This window comes from Actinomadura rudentiformis (genome assembly GCF_008923185.1).
Taxonomy (GTDB): domain Bacteria; phylum Actinomycetota; class Actinomycetes; order Streptosporangiales; family Streptosporangiaceae; genus Spirillospora; species Spirillospora rudentiformis.
The window spans coordinates 1-18,415 of sequence record NZ_WBMT01000014.1 but is presented as its reverse complement, the minus strand read 5'-3'; the positions used below and the strand labels follow the sequence as shown (position 1 = coordinate 18,415).

Here is an 18,415-nt window from a genome sequence, read left to right as displayed (position 1 = left end):
GCGGGTGGAAGGCGATCAGATGCCGAGAATATCGGCGTTGGGGAGGTTCAGGTCGGCGAGGATGTGGCCGAAGTTGTCGCGGAGCCAGCTCTCCTCGTAGATGGAGTCGAGATAGCGTTCGCCCAGGTCGGGGGCTATCGCGACGGCCACGGGGGACTCACCGGGGTACTTCTCGGCGAGCCAGCGCTCCGCGCCGCTGACGACGGTCCCGGTCGACCCGCCGAAGAGGAAGCCCCGCGACGACAGCCGGTGCACCGTGCGGATGGTGTCGGTCTCCGGCACGTGCACGACGTCGTCGATGAACGACTCGTCGACGAGCTCGGGGCGGCTGCTGGTGCCGAGGCCGGGCACCATCCGGCGCTCGGGGATGCCGCCGAAGGTGACCGAGCCGACCGCGTCGACGGCGACGATGGTGACCGGACGGCGGCGCTCCCGGAAGTACCGCGCGCAGCCCATCAGCGTCCCCGTGGTGCCGGCGCCGACGAAGAGCACCTCCAGTTCGGGGAAGTGCCGGTCGATGGCCGGTGCGGTACCGCGGTAGTGCGCCAGCCAGTTGTTGTGGTTGGCGTACTGGTTGAGCCAGACGTACTCCGCCCCGCCGTTTCGTTCGGTGCCGTCGCGTTCGGTCTCACAGAGTTCCCGCACGTACTTGATCCGGCTCTCCAGGAAGCCCCCGTTGGCGTCCTGCCGCGAGATGACCCGGACCTCGGCGCCGAGGGCGCGCATGAGCCGCATCGACGCCGGGTTGCAGCGGGGGTCGGTGACGCAGATGAAGCGGTATCCCTTGCTCGCCGCGATGATGCTGAGCGCGATGCCGAGGTTGCCCGAGGACGACTCGACGATGATCGATTCGGGGGTCAGGGCACCGTCCCGCTCGGCCGCCTCGACCATCTCGGCGGCGGCCTTGAGCTTCACCGACCCGGCGAAATTGAATCCCTCGCATTTGAGATAGAGCGGACAGTCGAGGACCGGCCGGAGATCCACATAGAGATCCTCGACATTGAAGTCCTGCGGCGAGGTGATGATGGGCACGCTGCCACCCTTGCGGAAACGACGATCAACAGGTCCGGTGAAATTGTTACTTTCCTGCCGAGGGACTTGGATTGGTGATCCCGCGCCGTCCCGTGAATCGAATACCCAAAAAGCAATTTCGGGTGTCCCCCATCTGCCCCCCGAAGCGCGCCACGAGGTTCTGGACCGAACCGTGGCGGAGCATAACCGTACCTTCGGGGTTGTGTGCCCGCAACCCCCTACTTACTCGCCGGTAGTCTCCTATGAGTCGATTCTGGTGCAGATTCGGCCGGGGTCGGTCATAAGCTGTTGGGCCGACATGATTTACCGATGACGGTGGAGAATTCCTACATCACGGAGAGTTAAGATGAATGCTCGCGGACAGGTCGCTGAACGGTTGCTCGCGCCGGCCGGGCTGCCCGCACTGAACGTGTCCCCGGCGGAGGTCGCGCGGGCCCGTGAGCTGGCCGTCCGCCACGGCATGACCCGCGAGCACCCGGTCGACCTCACCGATCCGGTCATCACCCGGGTCGAGCGTTTCGCCGCCGAGGGCGATCGGCCCGCCGTCACCGACGCGACGCGTTCGCTCTCCTATGCCGGGCTCGCCGCCGAGGCCCGCCGCCTGGCCACTGTGCTGGAACGCGCGGGCGTCGAGCCTGGCACGGTCGTCGGCGTGGGCGGCGCGCGCTGTGCCACCGTGATCTCCGCGTTCCTCGCCATCGAGCTGATCGGCGCGCTCTATGTCCCCGCCGACGAGACCTGGCCGGCCGCGCGGGTCCGGGACGTGCTCACCCAGGCCGGCGCGCGCGTGCTGGTGACCGTCGACCAGGGGGAGCCGGCACCGGCGCTCCTGGCCGGCGCGGCCGAGGCGGGCTGCGAGATCATCCGGGCCGAACGCGCGGACACCTGCGAGCCATGGCCGGGCGAGCCGCGCCTGCACGCCCTCGACCAGCCCCGGTACGTGCTCTTCACCTCGGGCTCGACCGGCACGCCCAAGGGCGCCGTGGTCGAGCACCAAGGGATGATCAACCACCTCTACGCCAAGATCGTCGACCTGGAGATGACGCCCGCCGACGTGCTGGCCCAGACCGCCCCGCTGGGCTTCGACATCTCGGTCTGGCAGATGCTCTGCCCGCTGCTCCTGGGCGGCCGGGTGGACGTCATCGGCGACGACGTCGGGCACGACCCGATGGCCTTCGCACGGGCCGTCGACGAGCAGGGCATCACCATCGTCGAGCTGGTCCCGACCATGGTCAGGCACCTTCTCGATGACCTCACAGGGGCTCCCGCGCATTCTCTCGGCGGGTTGCGGTGGATGATCGCGACCGGGGAGGAGCTGCCGGCCGAGCTGTCGCGCCGCTGGCTGGAGGCCATGCCGCACGCCCGGCTGCTCAACGCCTACGGCCCTACGGAGTGCTCCGACGACGTCACCCACCACACGGTGACCGCCAAGGACCTGGAGCTTCTTCGGCTGCCGATCGGCACCCCCATCGTCAACACCCAGCTCTACGTGCTGCGGAACGAGGACGACGGCACCTGGAGCGCCTGCGACATCGGCGAGACCGGTGAGCTCTTCGTCGGCGGCGTCTGCGTGGGGCGCGGCTATCTCGGCGACCACGAGCGCACCCGCGAGGCCTTCTACTCCGACCCGTTCGAGCGGACGCCGTCCGGCCGTCTCTACCGGACCGGGGACGCCGTCCGGCTGCTGTCACCCTCGGCATCCGGTGCGGGCGTGCCCACCCTGCAGTACCTGGGCCGCGTCGACCGCCAGGTCAAGATCGCGGGCGTCCGGATGGAACTCGGCGAGATCGAGGCCGTGCTGCAGCGGCACCCGGGCGTCGGGGCCGCCGCGGTGGTGGTGCACGAGTACCCGGTCAACCCAGCGTCCCCGGTCAGCCCGGCGTCCCCGGTCAGCCCGGCGTCCCCGGTCAGCCCGGCGTCCCCGGTCAGCCCAGCGTCCGTCGCGGACCGCTGAGGGCGTCGTTCACTCTCCGTGATGACATTGGCCGAGTTCGGTCGTCAACCCTTGTCACTTGTCGAGCGTCCCATGCGCCGCCAACAGGCTTTTTTGTCACGGTCGTGAGCAATTCCTGCGGCTAAGTTCTACATACGGGGGGATTGCGAGGCATGTGACAGGCTGGTTAACTGTGGCACCGCTACTCCTCAGTACAGACGTGGTCGAGGGCTTGCCCTGACCGGGGGGCGGGAAAGCAGCGGCGCTCTGCACTGGTTGGGAGCTGGCTCGGCGCGATGGGGTCGCGCGTGAGCGACGCGAGACCGGCAGGGATTCGGGGAAAGGGGACGGGGTACAGCCCGAAGTTTCGTCGTCACTCTTCGCGTCACACAAAACCCCTCAGACCGGGAAAGTGCCTCCTGATGTCGTCTACTGAGTACGTTCCTCTTTCTGCCGCTCAGCAGAGTGTCTGGTACGCGCAGCAACTGGCACCCGAAACGCCGATTCATATTGCGCAGTACATCGAAATCGAGGGCCCGATAGATCACGCCGTTTTCGACCGGGTGGCGAACATCGCGGCGCACGAGGGCGAAGCAATGAACGCCCGGATCGTCGAGCGGGACGGCATTCCTTTCCAGATCCTGGATCGCACGGCGACGGCGACGGTTCCGCTCATCGACCTCAGTGGCGAAAAGGATCCCCGGGCCGCCGCGCGCGCGTGGATTCACGAGCGCATGGCCGAGCCCCTGCCATTGGACGGCGAGCGCCTTTACGTCACCGGCTGGCTGCGCTTGGCGCCGGAGCTGCACTGGTGGTTCATCCGCTGCCACCACATCGTCGCGGACGCCTTCAGCGGCTCGATGGTCAGCCGCCGGGCCGCCGAGGTCTACACGGCCCTGGCCAACGGCGGCGAGTACGAGGAGGTCGAGCACGGCTCGTACCGCGGGCTGCTGGCCGAGGACGCCGCCTACCGCACCTCGCAGAAGTACGAGCGCGACCGCGCCTACTGGACCGAGCGCTTCGCCGACAAGCCGGTCGCCGTCAGCCTGACCGACGACATGGCCGCCCCGACCCCGTGGCCGATCAGCCGCATCACCACGCTGCCGCCGGACACCACCGCCGACCTCGCCGCCGGTGCGCGGCGGCTCCGCACCGCCACCCAGGCGCTGGCGATCGCCGCGACCGCCGCGTACGTCGGGCGCATGACCGGTACCGAGGACGTCATCATCGGCCTGGCCGTCACCGGCCGCACCACGCCGCTGGCGCAGGAGACGGCCGCGATGACCTCCAACATCCTGCCGCTGCGGGTGGAGGTCCGGCCGGACATGTCGGTCGAGGAACTGGTCCGCTCGGTCACCCGGGCCACCGCGCGGGCGCTGCGCCACCAGCGCTACCGCCGCGAGGACCTGGTGCGCGACCTGAAGCTGCTGGGGGAGCGGCGCAGGCTCTACGGGCCGACGGTCAACATCATGGCCTTCGACTACCGGCTCGACTTCGCCGGGACGCGCGGCCGCATGCACGCCATCACCACCGGGCCGGTCGACGACCTGTCGATCAACATCTACGACAACTTCGACGGCAACGGCCTGCGGGTCGACTTCGAGGCGCACCCCGACCTGTACACCGAGGCCGAGGTCGCCGCCCACCAGGAACGTTTCATGCGGTTCCTGACGGCGCTCGGCGACGTCGTCCCGTCCACACCGCTGCGCGACGTGGAGTTCCTGGACGAGACCGAACGGCGCCAGGTCCTGGAGACCAGCAGGGGGGCCGTGGTGCCGCGCCCCACGCAGGTGTGGCCCGAGCTGTTCGAACGCCAGGTGGCCGCGACGCCCGACGCCCCGGCCGTCCGCCACGGCGCCAGGACGTTCACCTATCGGGAGCTCAACTCCCGGGCCAACCGCCTCGCCCGGCGGCTGATCGCGCTCGGCGTCGGGCCCGAGGACCTGGTCGGCATCGCCCTGCCGCGCGACGCCGCCATGGTCGGGGCGCTGACCGCCGTGCTCAAGGCGGGTGCCGCGTACCTGCCGATCGACCTCGCCTACCCGCCCGACCGGATCGCCTACATGCTGGCGGACGCCGCTCCGGCCTGCGTCATCACCACCAGCGACGCCGCGCTGCCCGCCGGCGTCACCCGCATCGAGCTCGACCTCCTGGAGGAGGACGCGGAGCTCGCCGATACCGACGTCACGGACGCCGACCGGGTCCGGCCGCTCCTGCCCGGCAACCTCTCGTACGTCATCTACACCTCGGGCTCGACCGGCCGGCCCAAGGGCGTCGCCGTCAACCACGCCGACATGAACGCGTTCCGCGCCCGCGTGGTCGAGTTCTTCGGCGCCGACGCCCTGCGGCGCGTGGCGTTCGCCACCTCGCTCAACTTCGACCTGTCGGTCCAGGAGTGGCTGCTGCCGCTGACGCTCGGCGGCGAGATCGAGGTCATGCGGGACCTGCTGGAGGTCGGCGAACGCGGCGGCTGGTCCGGCACGTTCATCGGCGGCGTCCCCTCGGCGGCCTCGGCGGTGCTCGGCCGCGAGGACGTGCGGATCGAGGCCGACCACATCACGCTGGGCGGCGAGGCGCTGCCCCCGCCGATGCTCCGCGAGGTCCGGCGGCAGGCGCCGGACGCCCGGATCTCCAACATCTACGGGCCCACCGAGGCGACCGTTGTGGTGACCGGCTGGTACGACGACGGCAATCCTGAGGGGCGGGCGCCGATCGGCCGGCCCATGGCCAACGTGCGCGCCTACGTGCTGGACGCGGCGCTGCGGCTCGTCCCGCCGGGCGTGCCGGGCGAGCTCTACCTCGGCGGCCCGGGCGTGGTCCGCGGTTACCTGCGCCGTCCGGGACTGACCGCCGACCGGTTCGTGGCCGACCCGTTCGGCGAGCCCGGCGCACGCATGTACCGCACCGGCGACCTGGCGCGCTGGGCGCCCGACGGGAATCTCGAGTACCTGGGGCGCGCCGACCACCAGGTCAAGGTGCGCGGCTTCCGGATCGAGCTGGGCGAGATCGAGACCGCCCTCGTCGCCCACCCCGGCGTGCGGCAGAGCGTCGTCGTCGCCCGCACGGACGACGTGGGCGACACCGTGCTGGTCGCCTACGTCGTCCCGATCGAGCCCGGCATGCCGCTTGACCCGGCGGCGCTGCGCGGGTTCGTGGCCCGCACGCTGCCGGAGTACATGCTGCCGGCGGCCGTCGTGCAACTCGCCGAGCTGCCGCTCAACCCGGCCGGGAAGCTCGACCGTGCAGCCCTCCCGGCCCCCGACTTCACGGCGGCGGTGACCGGACGGGGCCCGCGCGACGCCCGCGAGGAGATCCTGTGCGGGATCTTCGCCGAGGTGCTCGGGCTGCCGGGCGTCGGCATCGACGACGGCTTCTTCGACCTCGGCGGGGACTCGCTCAAGGCGACCCGGGTGGTCTCGCGCGCCCGCGCGGCGCTGAACACCGAGCTGCCGATCCGGGTGCTGTTCGAGTCGCCGACCGTCGCCGGGATCGCGGCCCACATCGCCGCCGCGACGGCCGGTCCGGAAGGCGAGGTGCGGCCGGCGCTCATCCCGGCGGCGCGCCCGGACCCGCTGCCGGTCTCGTACGCGCAGGAACGCCTGTGGTTCCTGAACCGGCTCGAAGGCCCGACCGCCACCTACAACATGCCGATCCCGCTGCGTCTGACGGGCGAGATCGACCACGCGGCCGTGCGAGCCGCGCTGCGCGACGTGATCGCACGGCACGAGTCGCTGCGAACGTTGTTCGGCGAGTCCGACGGCGAGCCGTACCAGCGGATCCTCGACCCGGACGAGGCCGAGCCGGAGCTGACCATCGTCGAGGTGCCGGACGGAGACCTGCCCGGAGACCTGCACGCGCGGCTCTTCATGGACGCCACGCGCGGCTTCGACCTGGCCGGCGAGCTCCCGCTGCGCGCCTTCCTCTACCGGCTCGCCGCCGACGAGCACGTCCTGCTGCTCGTCATGCACCACGTCGCAGGTGACGGCTGGTCCCTGGCGCCGCTGGCGAGGGACGTCATCACCGCCTATCTCGCCCGCCGCGACGGCTCCGCACCGGACTGGAAACCGCTGCCGGTGCAGTACGCGGACTACGCGCTCTGGCAGCGGGAGCTCCTCGGCACCGGACCCGGGAGCCTCGCCGCCCGCCAGCTCGACTACTGGAAGGGCGCCCTGGCGGGCCTCCCGGACCAGCTGGCCCTCCCCACCGACAGGCCCCGGCCCGAGCGGGCGTCCTACCGCGGCGGGCAAGTCACGTTCGAGGTGCCGCAGGAGTTGTCGGACGGCCTGTCCGCTTTGGCCCGCGACCACCAGGTCAGCCTCTTCATGGTGCTGCAGGCAGCGCTCGCCGCGCTCCTTACACGGCTCGGCGCGGGGACCGACGTCCCGATCGGCTCGCCGATCGCGGGCCGTACGGACGAGGCGCTCGACGAACTGGTCGGCGTCTTCGTCAACACGCTCGTGCTGCGCACCGACACCTCCGGCGACCCGGCGTTCGCCGAGCTGCTCGCCCGGGTACGGGAGACCGACCTCGCCGCGTACGCCCACCAGGACGTGCCGTTCGAGCGCCTCGTCGAGACCCTCAACCCGGCGCGGTCCCTGTCCCGGCACCCGCTCTTCCAGGTCATGCTCACCCTCCAGAACAATCCGGCACCGTCGGTCGAGCTGCCGGGGCTGACCGTGGGCGTCGAACCGGTGGACGCCGGTGTGGCCAAGTTCGACCTGGAGTTCCTGATAGAAGAGCCGATCACCGGCGCTGAGGGCGCGGGCATGGTCGGGACGATCGAGTACGCGCTGGACCTGTTCGACCGCGCGACCGTCGAACGGCTCGCGGCCTGGTACCGGCAGGTGCTCGAAGCCGTCGTCGCCGACGCGTCCGTCGCCGTCTCCGGCCTGGACCTGCCGGGCGCCGACGAACTCCGGGCGGCATCGGTCGCGGACCAGCCCACCGATGAGCCCACGGCCAAGCGCCTCGTCGCGTACGTCGTCGCGGCTCCTGGACAGACCCTCGACCCAGAAGAACTGCGCGCCCACGTTCGCCGTCACTTGCCCGAGTCGATGGTGCCCTCCGCCGTGGTCGTCCTGGATCAGTTGCCGCTGACCCCCAATGGCAAGGTCGACACCAAGGCGCTTCCCCGGCCCGACATCACCGTGGCCGGGACCGCGACCGCCTACCGTGCCCCGCGGGACGCCCGCGAGGAGACGATCGCCGCCGTCGTCGCCGACCTGCTGGGCGTCGCCCGGGTCGGCATCGACGACGACTTCTTCGAGCTGGGCGGCAACTCGCTCATCGCGATGCGGGTCGTCAGCCGGGTCCGCCGGGCGCTCGACGTCGAGCTGCCCGTGCGCGCGCTGTTCGAGGCGCCGACCGTCGCCCGGCTGTCCGCGCGGCTGGAAGAGCTGACGGCGGGCGAAGCCGGGCGCCCGGCGCTGGAACGGCGCGAGCGGCCCGAGACGGTCCCGCTGTCGTACGCGCAGCAGCGGTTGTGGTTCCTCAACCGGTTCGAGGGACCGTCCGCCACCTACAACGTGCCGACCGCGCTGCGCATCCGCGGCGCCCTCGACCACGAGGCGCTGCAGGCCGCCCTCGGTGACCTGGTCGAGCGGCACGAGACGCTGCGGACGATCCTGCCCGACAGCGGCGGCGTGCCACGGCAGCTCGTCCTGGATCCGGCTGTGGCGCGCCCCGAGCTCCAGATCACCGAGACCACGGCGGCCGAGTTGCCCTCGCGGCTCGGGATGGCGGCCGGCTACGCGTTCGACATCTCCGCCGAGCCGCCGCTGCGCGCCCATCTCTACAAGGTCGCGCCGGACGAGCACGTCGCGCTGCTGCTCATGCACCACATCGCAGGTGACGGCTGGTCCCTGGCGCCGCTCGCCAGGGATCTGATCTCGGCGTACGCGGCGCGGGCGGGCGGCCAGGCCCCGGACTGGGCGCCGCTGCCGGTGCAGTACGCGGACTACACCCTGTGGCAGCAGGAGTTGTTCGGGTCGGAGGACGACCCGGAGAGCCTCATCTCACGGCAGATCGCCTACTGGAAGGACGCCCTCGCCGGGCTTCCCGAAGAGCTGGAGCTGCCTGCGGACCGGCCGCGCCCGGCCCAGGCGTCCTACCGGGGCGGCACGGCGCGCTTCCGGCTGGGCCCCGACGTGCGCACGGCGCTGCTGAAGGTCACACGGGAGACCGGCACCAGCCCGTTCATGGTCGCGCAGGCGGCCTTCGCCGCGCTGCTGACGCGTCTCGGCGCCGGGACGGACGTGCCGATCGGCTCGCCGATCGCGGGCCGTACGGACGAGGCGCTGGACGATCTGGTCGGCATGTTCGTCAACATGCTGGTCTTCCGGACCGACACCTCCGGCGACCCGACGTTCCGGGACCTCGTCGCGCGGGTGCGGGAGACCGACCTCGCCGCGTACGCCCACCAGGACGTCCCGTTCGAGCGGCTCGTCGAGGTCCTCAACCCGCCGCGCCACCTCGGCCGTCACCCGCTCTTCCAGGTGGGCCTGACCTTCCAGAACAACCCCGAGGCCAAGCTGGAGCTGCCCGGTTTCAGCGCGGAGGTCGAGCCGCTGCACGCCGGTGTCGCCCGCTTCGACATCCTCATGGTTCTCACCGAGCGCGAGGACGGGCTCGACGGCGAGTTGGAGTACGCACTCGACCTCTACGACCCGTCCACGGCGCGGCGGCTCATCGAGCGCTTCGAGCGATACCTGACCGCGCTTCTCGCCGACCCCGAGGCGCGGATCAGCGACATCGACGTCCTCGACCCGGCCGAGCGCGAGACCATCCTCACCGAATGGGCGGGTGGCGCGGCGGGCTCGGCGGGCTCGGCGGAGCGGACCACGATCCCGGCGCTGTTCGAGGCGCAGGCGGCGTTGCGGCCGGATGCTGCGGCGGTGACGTTCGGGAGCTCGACGCTGACGTACGGCGAGGTGAACGCCCGCGCCAACCGCCTTGCGCGTCATCTGGTCGCCCAAGGTGTCGGGCCTGAGCAGTTCGTGGCGCTGAAGTTGCCGCGCTCAGCGGATCTCGTCATCGCGGTGCTCGCTGTGCTCAAGGCGGGTGCGGCGTATGTGCCGATAGATCCGGACTACCCGGCCGACCGCATCGCCTACATGCTCGAGGACGCCCAACCTGCCCTGACGCTGGAGAGCGTCGAGATCCCCGAGGGCTACGACGACAGCGATCTCGGTGTCGCGGTGTCGCCGGACAATCCGGCGTATGTGATTTACACGTCCGGGTCGACCGGGCGCCCCAAGGGGGTTGTGGTTCCGCATCAGAACGTGGTGCGGTTGCTGCGTTCGACCGAGCCGTGGTTCGACTTTGGCCCGGATGATGTGTGGACGTTGTTCCATTCGTATGCGTTCGACTTCACAGTGTGGGAGCTGTGGGGCTCGCTGCTGTATGGCGGCCGCTTGGTCGTCGTTCCCTTCATGGTTTCGCGTTCGCCGGACGACTTCTTGAAGCTGCTCGTGGCTGAGAGGGTCACGGTCCTTAATCAGACGCCGTCGGCGTTCTATCAGCTCATGGTGGCCGATAGGGACAATCCCGGTGCCGACTTGGCGTTGCGTTACGTCGTCTTCGGTGGTGAGGCGCTGGAGTTGGGCCGTCTCGAAGACTGGTACGGCCGCCACGCGGATGACGCGCCGACTCTGGTCAACATGTACGGGATCACTGAGACGACCGTGCACGTGTCGTACGTCGCGCTCGACCGTGCCTATGCCGCGACCGCGCCTGGCAGCATCATCGGCACGGGGATTCCCGACCTGCGGGTCTACGTTCTCGACGACCATCTCCAGCCGGTCGCGCCTGGAGTGGCAGGTGAGTTGTACGTGGCGGGCGCCGGTCTGGCGCGCGGTTATCTCAACCGCCAGGCCCTGACCGCTGAGCGCTTCGTCGCGGATCCCTACGGCGAGCCGGGCACGCGCATGTACCGCACGGGTGACGTGGGCCGCTGGCGTGGCGACGGCAGCCTCGAATACCTCGGCCGGTCCGACCAGCAGGTGCAGCTGCGCGGCTTCCGCATCGAGCTCGGCGAGATCGAATCGGCCCTGGCCAGGCATGCCTCCGTGGCCGACGTGGCGGTCATCGTCCGAGACGACCGTCTGGTCGCCTACGTGGTCGGTGCGGACATCGACTCCGCCGCCCTTCGGCGCCTCCTCGCCCAGGACTTGCCGGACTACATGGTCCCGTCGGCCGTCGTGGCCCTGGACGCGCTGCCGCTCACGGTGAACGGCAAGCTGGACCGCGACGCGCTGCCCGTCCCCGACTTCGCGGCCAAGGTCTCCGCACGCGCGCCTCGCACGGCCGACGAGGAGGCTCTTGCCGGGCTCTTTGCTGAGGTGCTGGGCCTGGAGCGGGTCGGCGTCGATGACGGCTTCTTCGATCTGGGCGGTGACTCGATCATCGCGATCCAGTTGGTGTCGCGGGCCCGCCAGTCCGGGCTGGTCATCTCTCCCCGTGATGTCTTCCAGCACCAGACCGTCGAACAGCTCGCCGCGGTCGCCCGCCCGGTCGGCGAGGGCGAGGAGATCGAGGTCGAGGCGCCCGGCACCGGCACCGGGCCCGTGCCGATCACGCCCGTCGTGGCCTGGCTGCGCGAGCGGGCCGGCGGCGACGCCGAGCTGATCCGCGGCTTCCACCAGTCGACGCTGCTCCGCACGCCTCCGGCTCTCGGCATGGACCGCCTCACCGCCGCGTTCCAGACGCTCATCGACCACCATGACGTGCTCCGGCTGCGGCTCGACGTGGACGGCGACCACTGGCAGCCCGTGGTCCGGCCGGCGGGTACCGTCGACGCGGAAGGCCTCGTCACCCGCGTGGACGCCGCCGCCCTGGACGCCGACAAGCTCGCCCAGGTCGTCGCCGAGCACGCCGCCGCCGCGCGCGACCGCCTCGATCCCGCCGCCGGAATCACCGGGCAGCTCGTGTGGTTCGACGCAGGCCAGGCACAGGGCCGCCTGCTGGTGGTCCTGCACCACCTCGTCGTGGACGGCGTCTCCTGGCGCATCCTCCTCCCCGACCTGGTCACCGCGTGGGCGGGCGGAGAGCTCCAGCCGGTCCCCACCTCGTTCCGGCGCTGGGCGCAACGGCTCACCGCCGCCGCGACCGATCCGGCCCGCGCCGAGGCCGAGCTGGAGACCTGGCTCGACATCGTGGACGGCCCCGACCAGCGGCTTGCGAGCCGCGCCATCGACCCGCGCGTGGACATCGCCGCCCGTGCGCGGACGGTCCGGCTGGACCTGCCCGCGGACGTGACCGGGCCGCTGCTCACCGACGTTCCCGCCGCGTTCCACGGCCGCGCCAACGACGTGCTGCTCACCGGGCTGTCGCTCGCCGTGGCGCACTGGCGCAAGAACCGCGGCGGCCGCGGCACCGGCGTGCTCATCGACCTCGAAGGCCACGGCCGCGCGGATGTCGTGCCGGGCGTGGACCTGTCGCGCACCGCGGGCTGGTTCACCTCGATCCACCCGGTCCGGCTGGACGCGGGCACGATCGACTGGGCGGAGGTACGCGACGGCGGCCAGACCGTCGGCACCGCGATCAAGAAGATCAAGGAGCAGCTCCGCGAGATCCCCGACGACGGCGTCGGCTACGGACTTCTCCGTTACCTCAACGCCGAGGCGGCTGAGGAGCTGGCCGATCTCGCGCCCGCGCAGATCGCGTTCAACTACCTCGGCCGGGTGGACCCGGGCGGCGACGGTGACTGGAGCCTGGCCGCCGAGGAACTGCCCGGTGGCGAGGACCCGCGGATGCCCATGGCGCACGTCCTGGAGATCAACGCGATCACCCGGGAGCTGGCGGGCGGGCCCGAGCTCAGCGCCACCTGGACGTGGCCGGACGGGCTGCTCGCCGAGGACGACGTACGAGAGCTCGCCGAAGGCTGGTTCGAGGCGCTGCGCGGTCTGGTCGCGCACGTCAGCGGCGACGGCACCGAGGCGGCCGGCGGGTTCACCCCGTCCGACCTCCTGGTGGACCTCGACCAGTCCGAGATCGACCAGCTGCAGGACACCTGGAGGAAGCGCCGTTGAACCGTGGTGACCTTGAGGACATCCTGCCGCTGTCGCCGCTGCAGCAGGGATTCTTCTTCCATGCGCTGTACGACGCGGACACCGGCTCGGGTGGCAGGGACGTCTACACGGCGCAGATCGTTCTCGATCTCGACGGGCCGCTGGACGCCGCCGCGCTGCGCACCGCCGCGGACACGCTGCTGCGGCGCCACTCCAACCTGCGCGCCGCGTTCTGGCACGAGGACCTCTCCAAGCCGGTGCAGGTCATTCCGCGCGGCGTCGAGCTGCCCTGGGAGGAGCTCGACGTCGCGGACGAGGCCGAGGCGGACGCGGTCGTGGCGCGGGAACGGACGCGCCGTTTCGACGTGACCGCGCCGCCCCTGCTGCGGTTCGTCCTGGTCAGGCTGGGCGCCGAACGGCACCGGCTGGTGTTCACCAATCACCACATCCTGCTGGACGGCTGGTCCACGCCGATCCTGGCGACCGAGCTGTTCACGTTGTACGTGCAGGGTGGCCACGACTCGGGCTTCCCGCGCGTCACCCCGTACAAGAACTATCTGGCCTGGCTCTCCCAGCAGGACCGTGGCGCCGCCGAAAAGGCCTGGCAGGCCGCGCTCGACGGCGTGACCGAGCCGAGTCTTGTGGCGCCCGACGCGGCGGGCCGCCCGCCCGTGCTGCCCGAACGGACCATCACCGAGCTGGACGAGCGGCTGACCAAGAAGCTCCAGCGTGCCGCCCGGCGGCACGGCGTCACGCTCAGCACCGTGCTGCAGGGCGCGTGGGGCCTGGTGCTCGGACGCCTGCTCGGAACCAACGACGTGGTCTTCGGCTCCACCGTGTCGGGTCGGCCGGCGGAGCTCCCCGGCGTCGAGCAGATGATCGGGCTCTTCATCAACACCCTGCCCGTCCGCGTGCGGTACCGGCCCGACGAACCCCTCTCCGCGCTCATGGAGCGCCTCCAGGACGAGCAGGCCGACCTGCTGCCGCACCACCACCTCGGCCTCACCGACATCCAGCGGGTGGCGGGCCACGGCCAGCTCTTCGACACGATGACCGTGCTGGAGAACTATCCGTTCGACCCGGCCTCGATGGACGGATCCCTGAACGGTGTGCGGATCTCCGGCGCCGAGTCGTACGACGCGACGCATTTCCCGCTGTCGTTCGTCGCCGTGCCCGGCCCCGGACTGTCGCTGCGGCTGCACTACCGGCCGGACGTCTACGAGAAGGACGTCGTCGAGGCGCTGCTGGCCCGCATCCGGCGTTTTCTGGAGGCGTTCGCCGCCGACTCCGGGCAGGCGATCGGGGCCGTGGAGCTGGCGGGGGAGGACGAGCGCGCACGGCTCGCGGCCTGGAACGACACGGCGGCGGAGCTGCGCCCGGGCACGCTGCCGGAGCTCTTCGAAGCACAGGCCGCGCGGACGCCGGACGATGTCGCGCTGGTGTGGGGAGATCTTTCCCTCACGTATGCGGAGCTGAACGCGCGGGCCAACCGCCTCGCGCACGAGCTGATCGCTCGTGGGGTGGGGCCCGAGGACCGGGTCGCGCTGGTGCTGCCGCGCATCCCCGAGATCGTCGTGTCGATCCTCGGGGTGCTGAAGGCGGGCGCGGCGTACGTGCCGATCGATCCCGAGTACCCGGCGGACCGCATCGCCCACATGCTCGACGACTGCCGGCCCGCGCTGACGATCAGGGAGAACCTCGACGTCACGGGTCGTCCTTCGCATGACCCTGAACGCAGGGCTTCGGCGCGCAACAGCGCCTATGTCATCTACACCTCGGGCTCGACCGGACGCCCCAAGGGCGTGGTCGTGCCGCACGCGGGCGTCCTCAACTACTTCGAGGCGCACCGCGCCGCGTTCTTCGACCCGGCGATCGAGGCGGCCGGCGGCCGGCGGATGCGGTTCGCGCACCTGTCGTCGTTCTCGTTCGACACGTCGTGGATGGGCCTGCTGTGGATGATGTACGGCCACGAGCTGCACCTCATCGACGACGAGACACGCCGTGACGTGGAGGCCTACACGGCGTACGTCGCCAAGGCGCGCATCGACCTGGTCAACACCACGCCGTCGCACTTCCAGTCGCTGCGGGAGGCCGGGCTGCTCGCCGATGACGGGCGGCACCGGCCGTCTCAACTGCTGCTCGGTGGAGAGGCGATCAGCGCGGCGCTGTGGGACGAGCTGCGTGCGCTGCCCGGCGTGACGACCCGCAACTTCTACGGGCCGACCGAGTCGACGATCGACACGATGAACCAGGTCGTCGGCCTCAGCGAACGTCCCACGGTCGGCGGCCCCTACCGCAACACCCGCTCGTACGTGCTCGACGCGGCCTTGCAGCCCGTGCCGCCCGGCATCCCCGGTGAGCTCTACCTCGCCGGTGTCCAGCTGGCGCGCGGTTATTTCGACCGTCCCGGCATGACCGCCGAACGGTTCGTCGCCGACCCGTTCGGAGACCCGGGCGATCGGATGTACCGGACCGGTGACCTTGCGCGCTGGACGGCTGAGGGCACCGTCGAATACCTCGGCCGGGTCGACGACCAGGTGAAGATCCGCGGCTACCGGGTCGAGCTCGGCGAGATCGAGAGCGTCGTCGGCGCGTACCCGGGTGTCACGCAGGCCGCCGTCGTCGTCCGCGAGGACACGCCGGGGGACAAGCGCCTGGCCGCCTATGTCGCCGGAGAGGTGGACGTCGCGGCGCTGCGGCGGCATGTCGCCGCGAACCTCCCCGGCTACATGGTCCCCTCGTTCACCGTGCTGGAGGCGCTGCCGCTGACCGTGCACGGGAAGCTGGACCGGCGGGCCCTGCCCGCTCCCGACACGGGGGCCTCGGTCAGCCGGGCACCGCGGTCGCCGCGCGAGGAGATCCTCGCCGGGCTGTTCGCCGAGGTGCTCGGCGTCGCGCGGGTCGGCGTGGACGACGGGTTCTTCGCGCTCGGCGGCGACTCGCTGATCGCGACGCGCCTGGTCGGCAGGATCCGGTCGGCGCTCGGTGTGGAGCTGCCGCTCCGGGCCCTCTTCGAGGCGCCGACGGTGGCCGGTCTTGCCGAGCGGCTCGCCGAGGCATCCGGCGAGGTCAGGCCCGCGCTCGCCCGTGCCGAACGGCGCCCGGACATCGTCCCGCTGTCGTACGCGCAGCAGCGGTTGTGGTTCCTCAACCGCTTCGAGGGGCGCTCGGCCACGTTCAACATGCCCGCAGCTCTGCGGCTCGTGGGGGACATCGACCACGCGGCGCTGCAGGCCGCCCTCGGCGACGTGGTGACACGGCACGAGTCGCTCCGCACGATCTTCCCGGACGGCTCCGGCACCGCGCGGCAGCTCGTGCTCGACCCGGCCGTTGCGCGGCCCCGGCTCACCGTGACCGAGACGGACGAGGCGCGGCTGTCCGCCGAGCTGGCCGCCGTCGTCGGGCAGGGCTTCGACCTGTCGATCGAGCCGCCGCTGCGCGTCCGGCTGTTCTCGCTCGGCGGCGACGTCCACGTTCTGATGCTGGTCCTGCACCACATCGCGGCTGACGGCTGGTCGATGGCGCCGCTGGCCCGGGATGTGATCGTGGCGTACGCGGCGCGCAGGGAGGGCAAGGCGCCGGACTGGGCGCCGTTGCCGGTGCAGTATGCGGACTACACGCTGTGGCAGCAGGAGCTGTTCGGGTCGGAGGACGACCCGGAAAGCCTCATCTCACGGCAGATCGCGTACTGGACCCAGGCCCTTGCCGGGATCCCGGACCAGCTGGAGCTTCCGGCCGACCGGCCCCGTCCGGCCGAGGCCAGCCACCGGGGCGCCACGTTCGCCTTCGAGCTCGACGCCGACCTGCACGCGCGGCTGCTGAAGGTCGCTCGGGAGAGCGGCGCCAGCCTGTTCATGGTGATGCAGGCGGCGTACGCGGCGCTGCTGACGCGTCTCGGTGCCGGGACGGACGTGCCGATCGGCTCGCCGATCGCGGGCCGTACGGACGAGGCGCTGGACGACCTGGTCGGCATGTTCGTCAACATGCTCGTGCTGCGCACCGACACGTCCGGCGACCCGTCGTTCCGTGAACTGATCGGGCGGGTCAAGGAGACCGACCTCGCCGCGTACGCGCATCAGGACCTGCCGTTCGAGCGGCTCGTCGAGGTGCTCAACCCGGCGCGGTCGATGTCCCGGCACCCGCTGTTCCAGGTCGCGCTGTCGTTCCAGAACAACCCCGAGGCCAGGCTTGAACTGGAAGGGCTGAGCGGCGGAACCGAGCCGCTTCCGTCAGGCGCAGCCAAGTACGACTTGTGCCTCTACGTGGAGGAACGGCACGGCGACGACGGTGCTCCCGCCGGTATCGAAGCCGGACTGGAGTACGCGCTCGACCTCTTCGACCCGGCCACCGCCGAGTCGATCGCGGCCCGCTTCGAACGGCTGGTGCGAGAGCTGCTCGACGCCCCCGACGAGCCGATCAGCACCGCCGAGATCCTCGACCGGGCAGAACGCCGAACCATCCTGCGCAAGTGGGCGGGTGGCGCGGCGGGGTCGGTGGGGCGGACGACGATTCCGGAGTTGTTCGAGGCGCAGGTGGCGTTGCGGCCGGATGCTGCGGCGGTGTCGTTCGAGGGTGTGACGCTGTCGTATGGCGAGGTGAACGCGCGGGCCAACCGTTTGGCGCGTCATCTGGTGGCGCAGGGCGTCGGGCCGGAGCAGTTTGTGGCGTTGAAGTTGCCGCGCTCGGCTGATCTGGTGATCGCGGTGTTGGCGGTGCTCAAGTCGGGTGCGGCGTATGTGCCGATCGATCCGGACTACCCGGCCGACCGCATCGCCTACATGCTTGAAGACGCCCGACCCGTCCTGACACTCGACTCGGTCGAAGTGCCGGGCGAGTATGCCGACTCCAACCTGGGTGTGGCCGTCTCACCGGACAATCCGGCGTACGTCATCTACACGTCGGGCTCCACGGGTCGGCCCAAGGGGGTTGTGGTTCCGCATCAGAACGTGGTGCGGTTGCTGCGTTCGACCGAGCCGTGGTTCGACTTTGGCCCGGATGATGTGTGGACGTTGTTCCATTCGTATGCGTTCGACTTCACAGTGTGGGAGCTGTGGGGCTCGCTGCTGTATGGCGGCCGCTTGGTCGTCGTTCCCTTCATGGTTTCGCGTTCGCCGGACGACTTCTTGAAGCTGCTCGTGGCTGAGAGGGTCACGGTCCTTAATCAGACGCCGTCGGCGTTCTATCAGCTCATGGTGGCCGATAGGGACAATCCCGGTGCCGACTTGGCGTTGCGTTACGTCGTCTTCGGTGGTGAGGCGCTGGAGTTGGGCCGTCTCGAAGACTGGTACGGCCGCCACGCGGATGACGCGCCGACTCTGGTCAACATGTACGGGATCACTGAGACGACCGTGCACGTGTCGTACGTCGCGCTCGACCGTGCCTATGCCGCGACCGCGCCTGGCAGCATCATCGGCACGGGGATTCCCGACCTGCGGGTCTACGT

The 18,415-nt window shown here is 70.7% G+C and carries 4 protein-coding genes; 3 read left to right on the top strand and 1 reads right to left on the bottom strand.

Annotated features, from left to right (window positions below):
* Nucleotides 1-15 precede the first annotated feature (15 nt).
* Nucleotides 16-1,032: a 2,3-diaminopropionate biosynthesis protein SbnA gene (gene sbnA, locus F8566_RS27670; protein ID WP_151564776.1), complete on the bottom strand. Its 1,017-nt coding sequence runs from the start codon at nt 1,030-1,032 to the stop codon at nt 16-18.
* Between the two features lie 346 nt (nt 1,033-1,378).
* On the opposite strand from sbnA, the gene F8566_RS27665 reads away from it, so the two are divergent.
* The 3 genes from F8566_RS27665 to F8566_RS27655 form a co-directional block, all read left to right on the top strand.
* Nucleotides 1,379-2,986, top strand: a complete 1,608-nt coding sequence (locus tag F8566_RS27665) for an amino acid adenylation domain-containing protein (protein ID WP_151564775.1) — start codon at nt 1,379-1,381, stop codon at nt 2,984-2,986.
* Nucleotides 2,987-3,387: 401 nt separating this feature from the next.
* Nucleotides 3,388-12,993 carry a non-ribosomal peptide synthetase gene (locus F8566_RS27660; RefSeq protein WP_151564774.1) on the top strand — a complete coding sequence of 3,202 codons (9,606 nt, stop codon included), beginning with the start codon at nt 3,388-3,390 and terminating at the stop codon, nt 12,991-12,993.
* Nucleotides 12,990-18,415: non-ribosomal peptide synthetase (locus tag F8566_RS27655; protein ID WP_151564773.1), on the top strand; the 5,426-nt coding region annotated here is incomplete at its 3' end. The genes F8566_RS27660 and F8566_RS27655, both read left to right, overlap by 4 nt.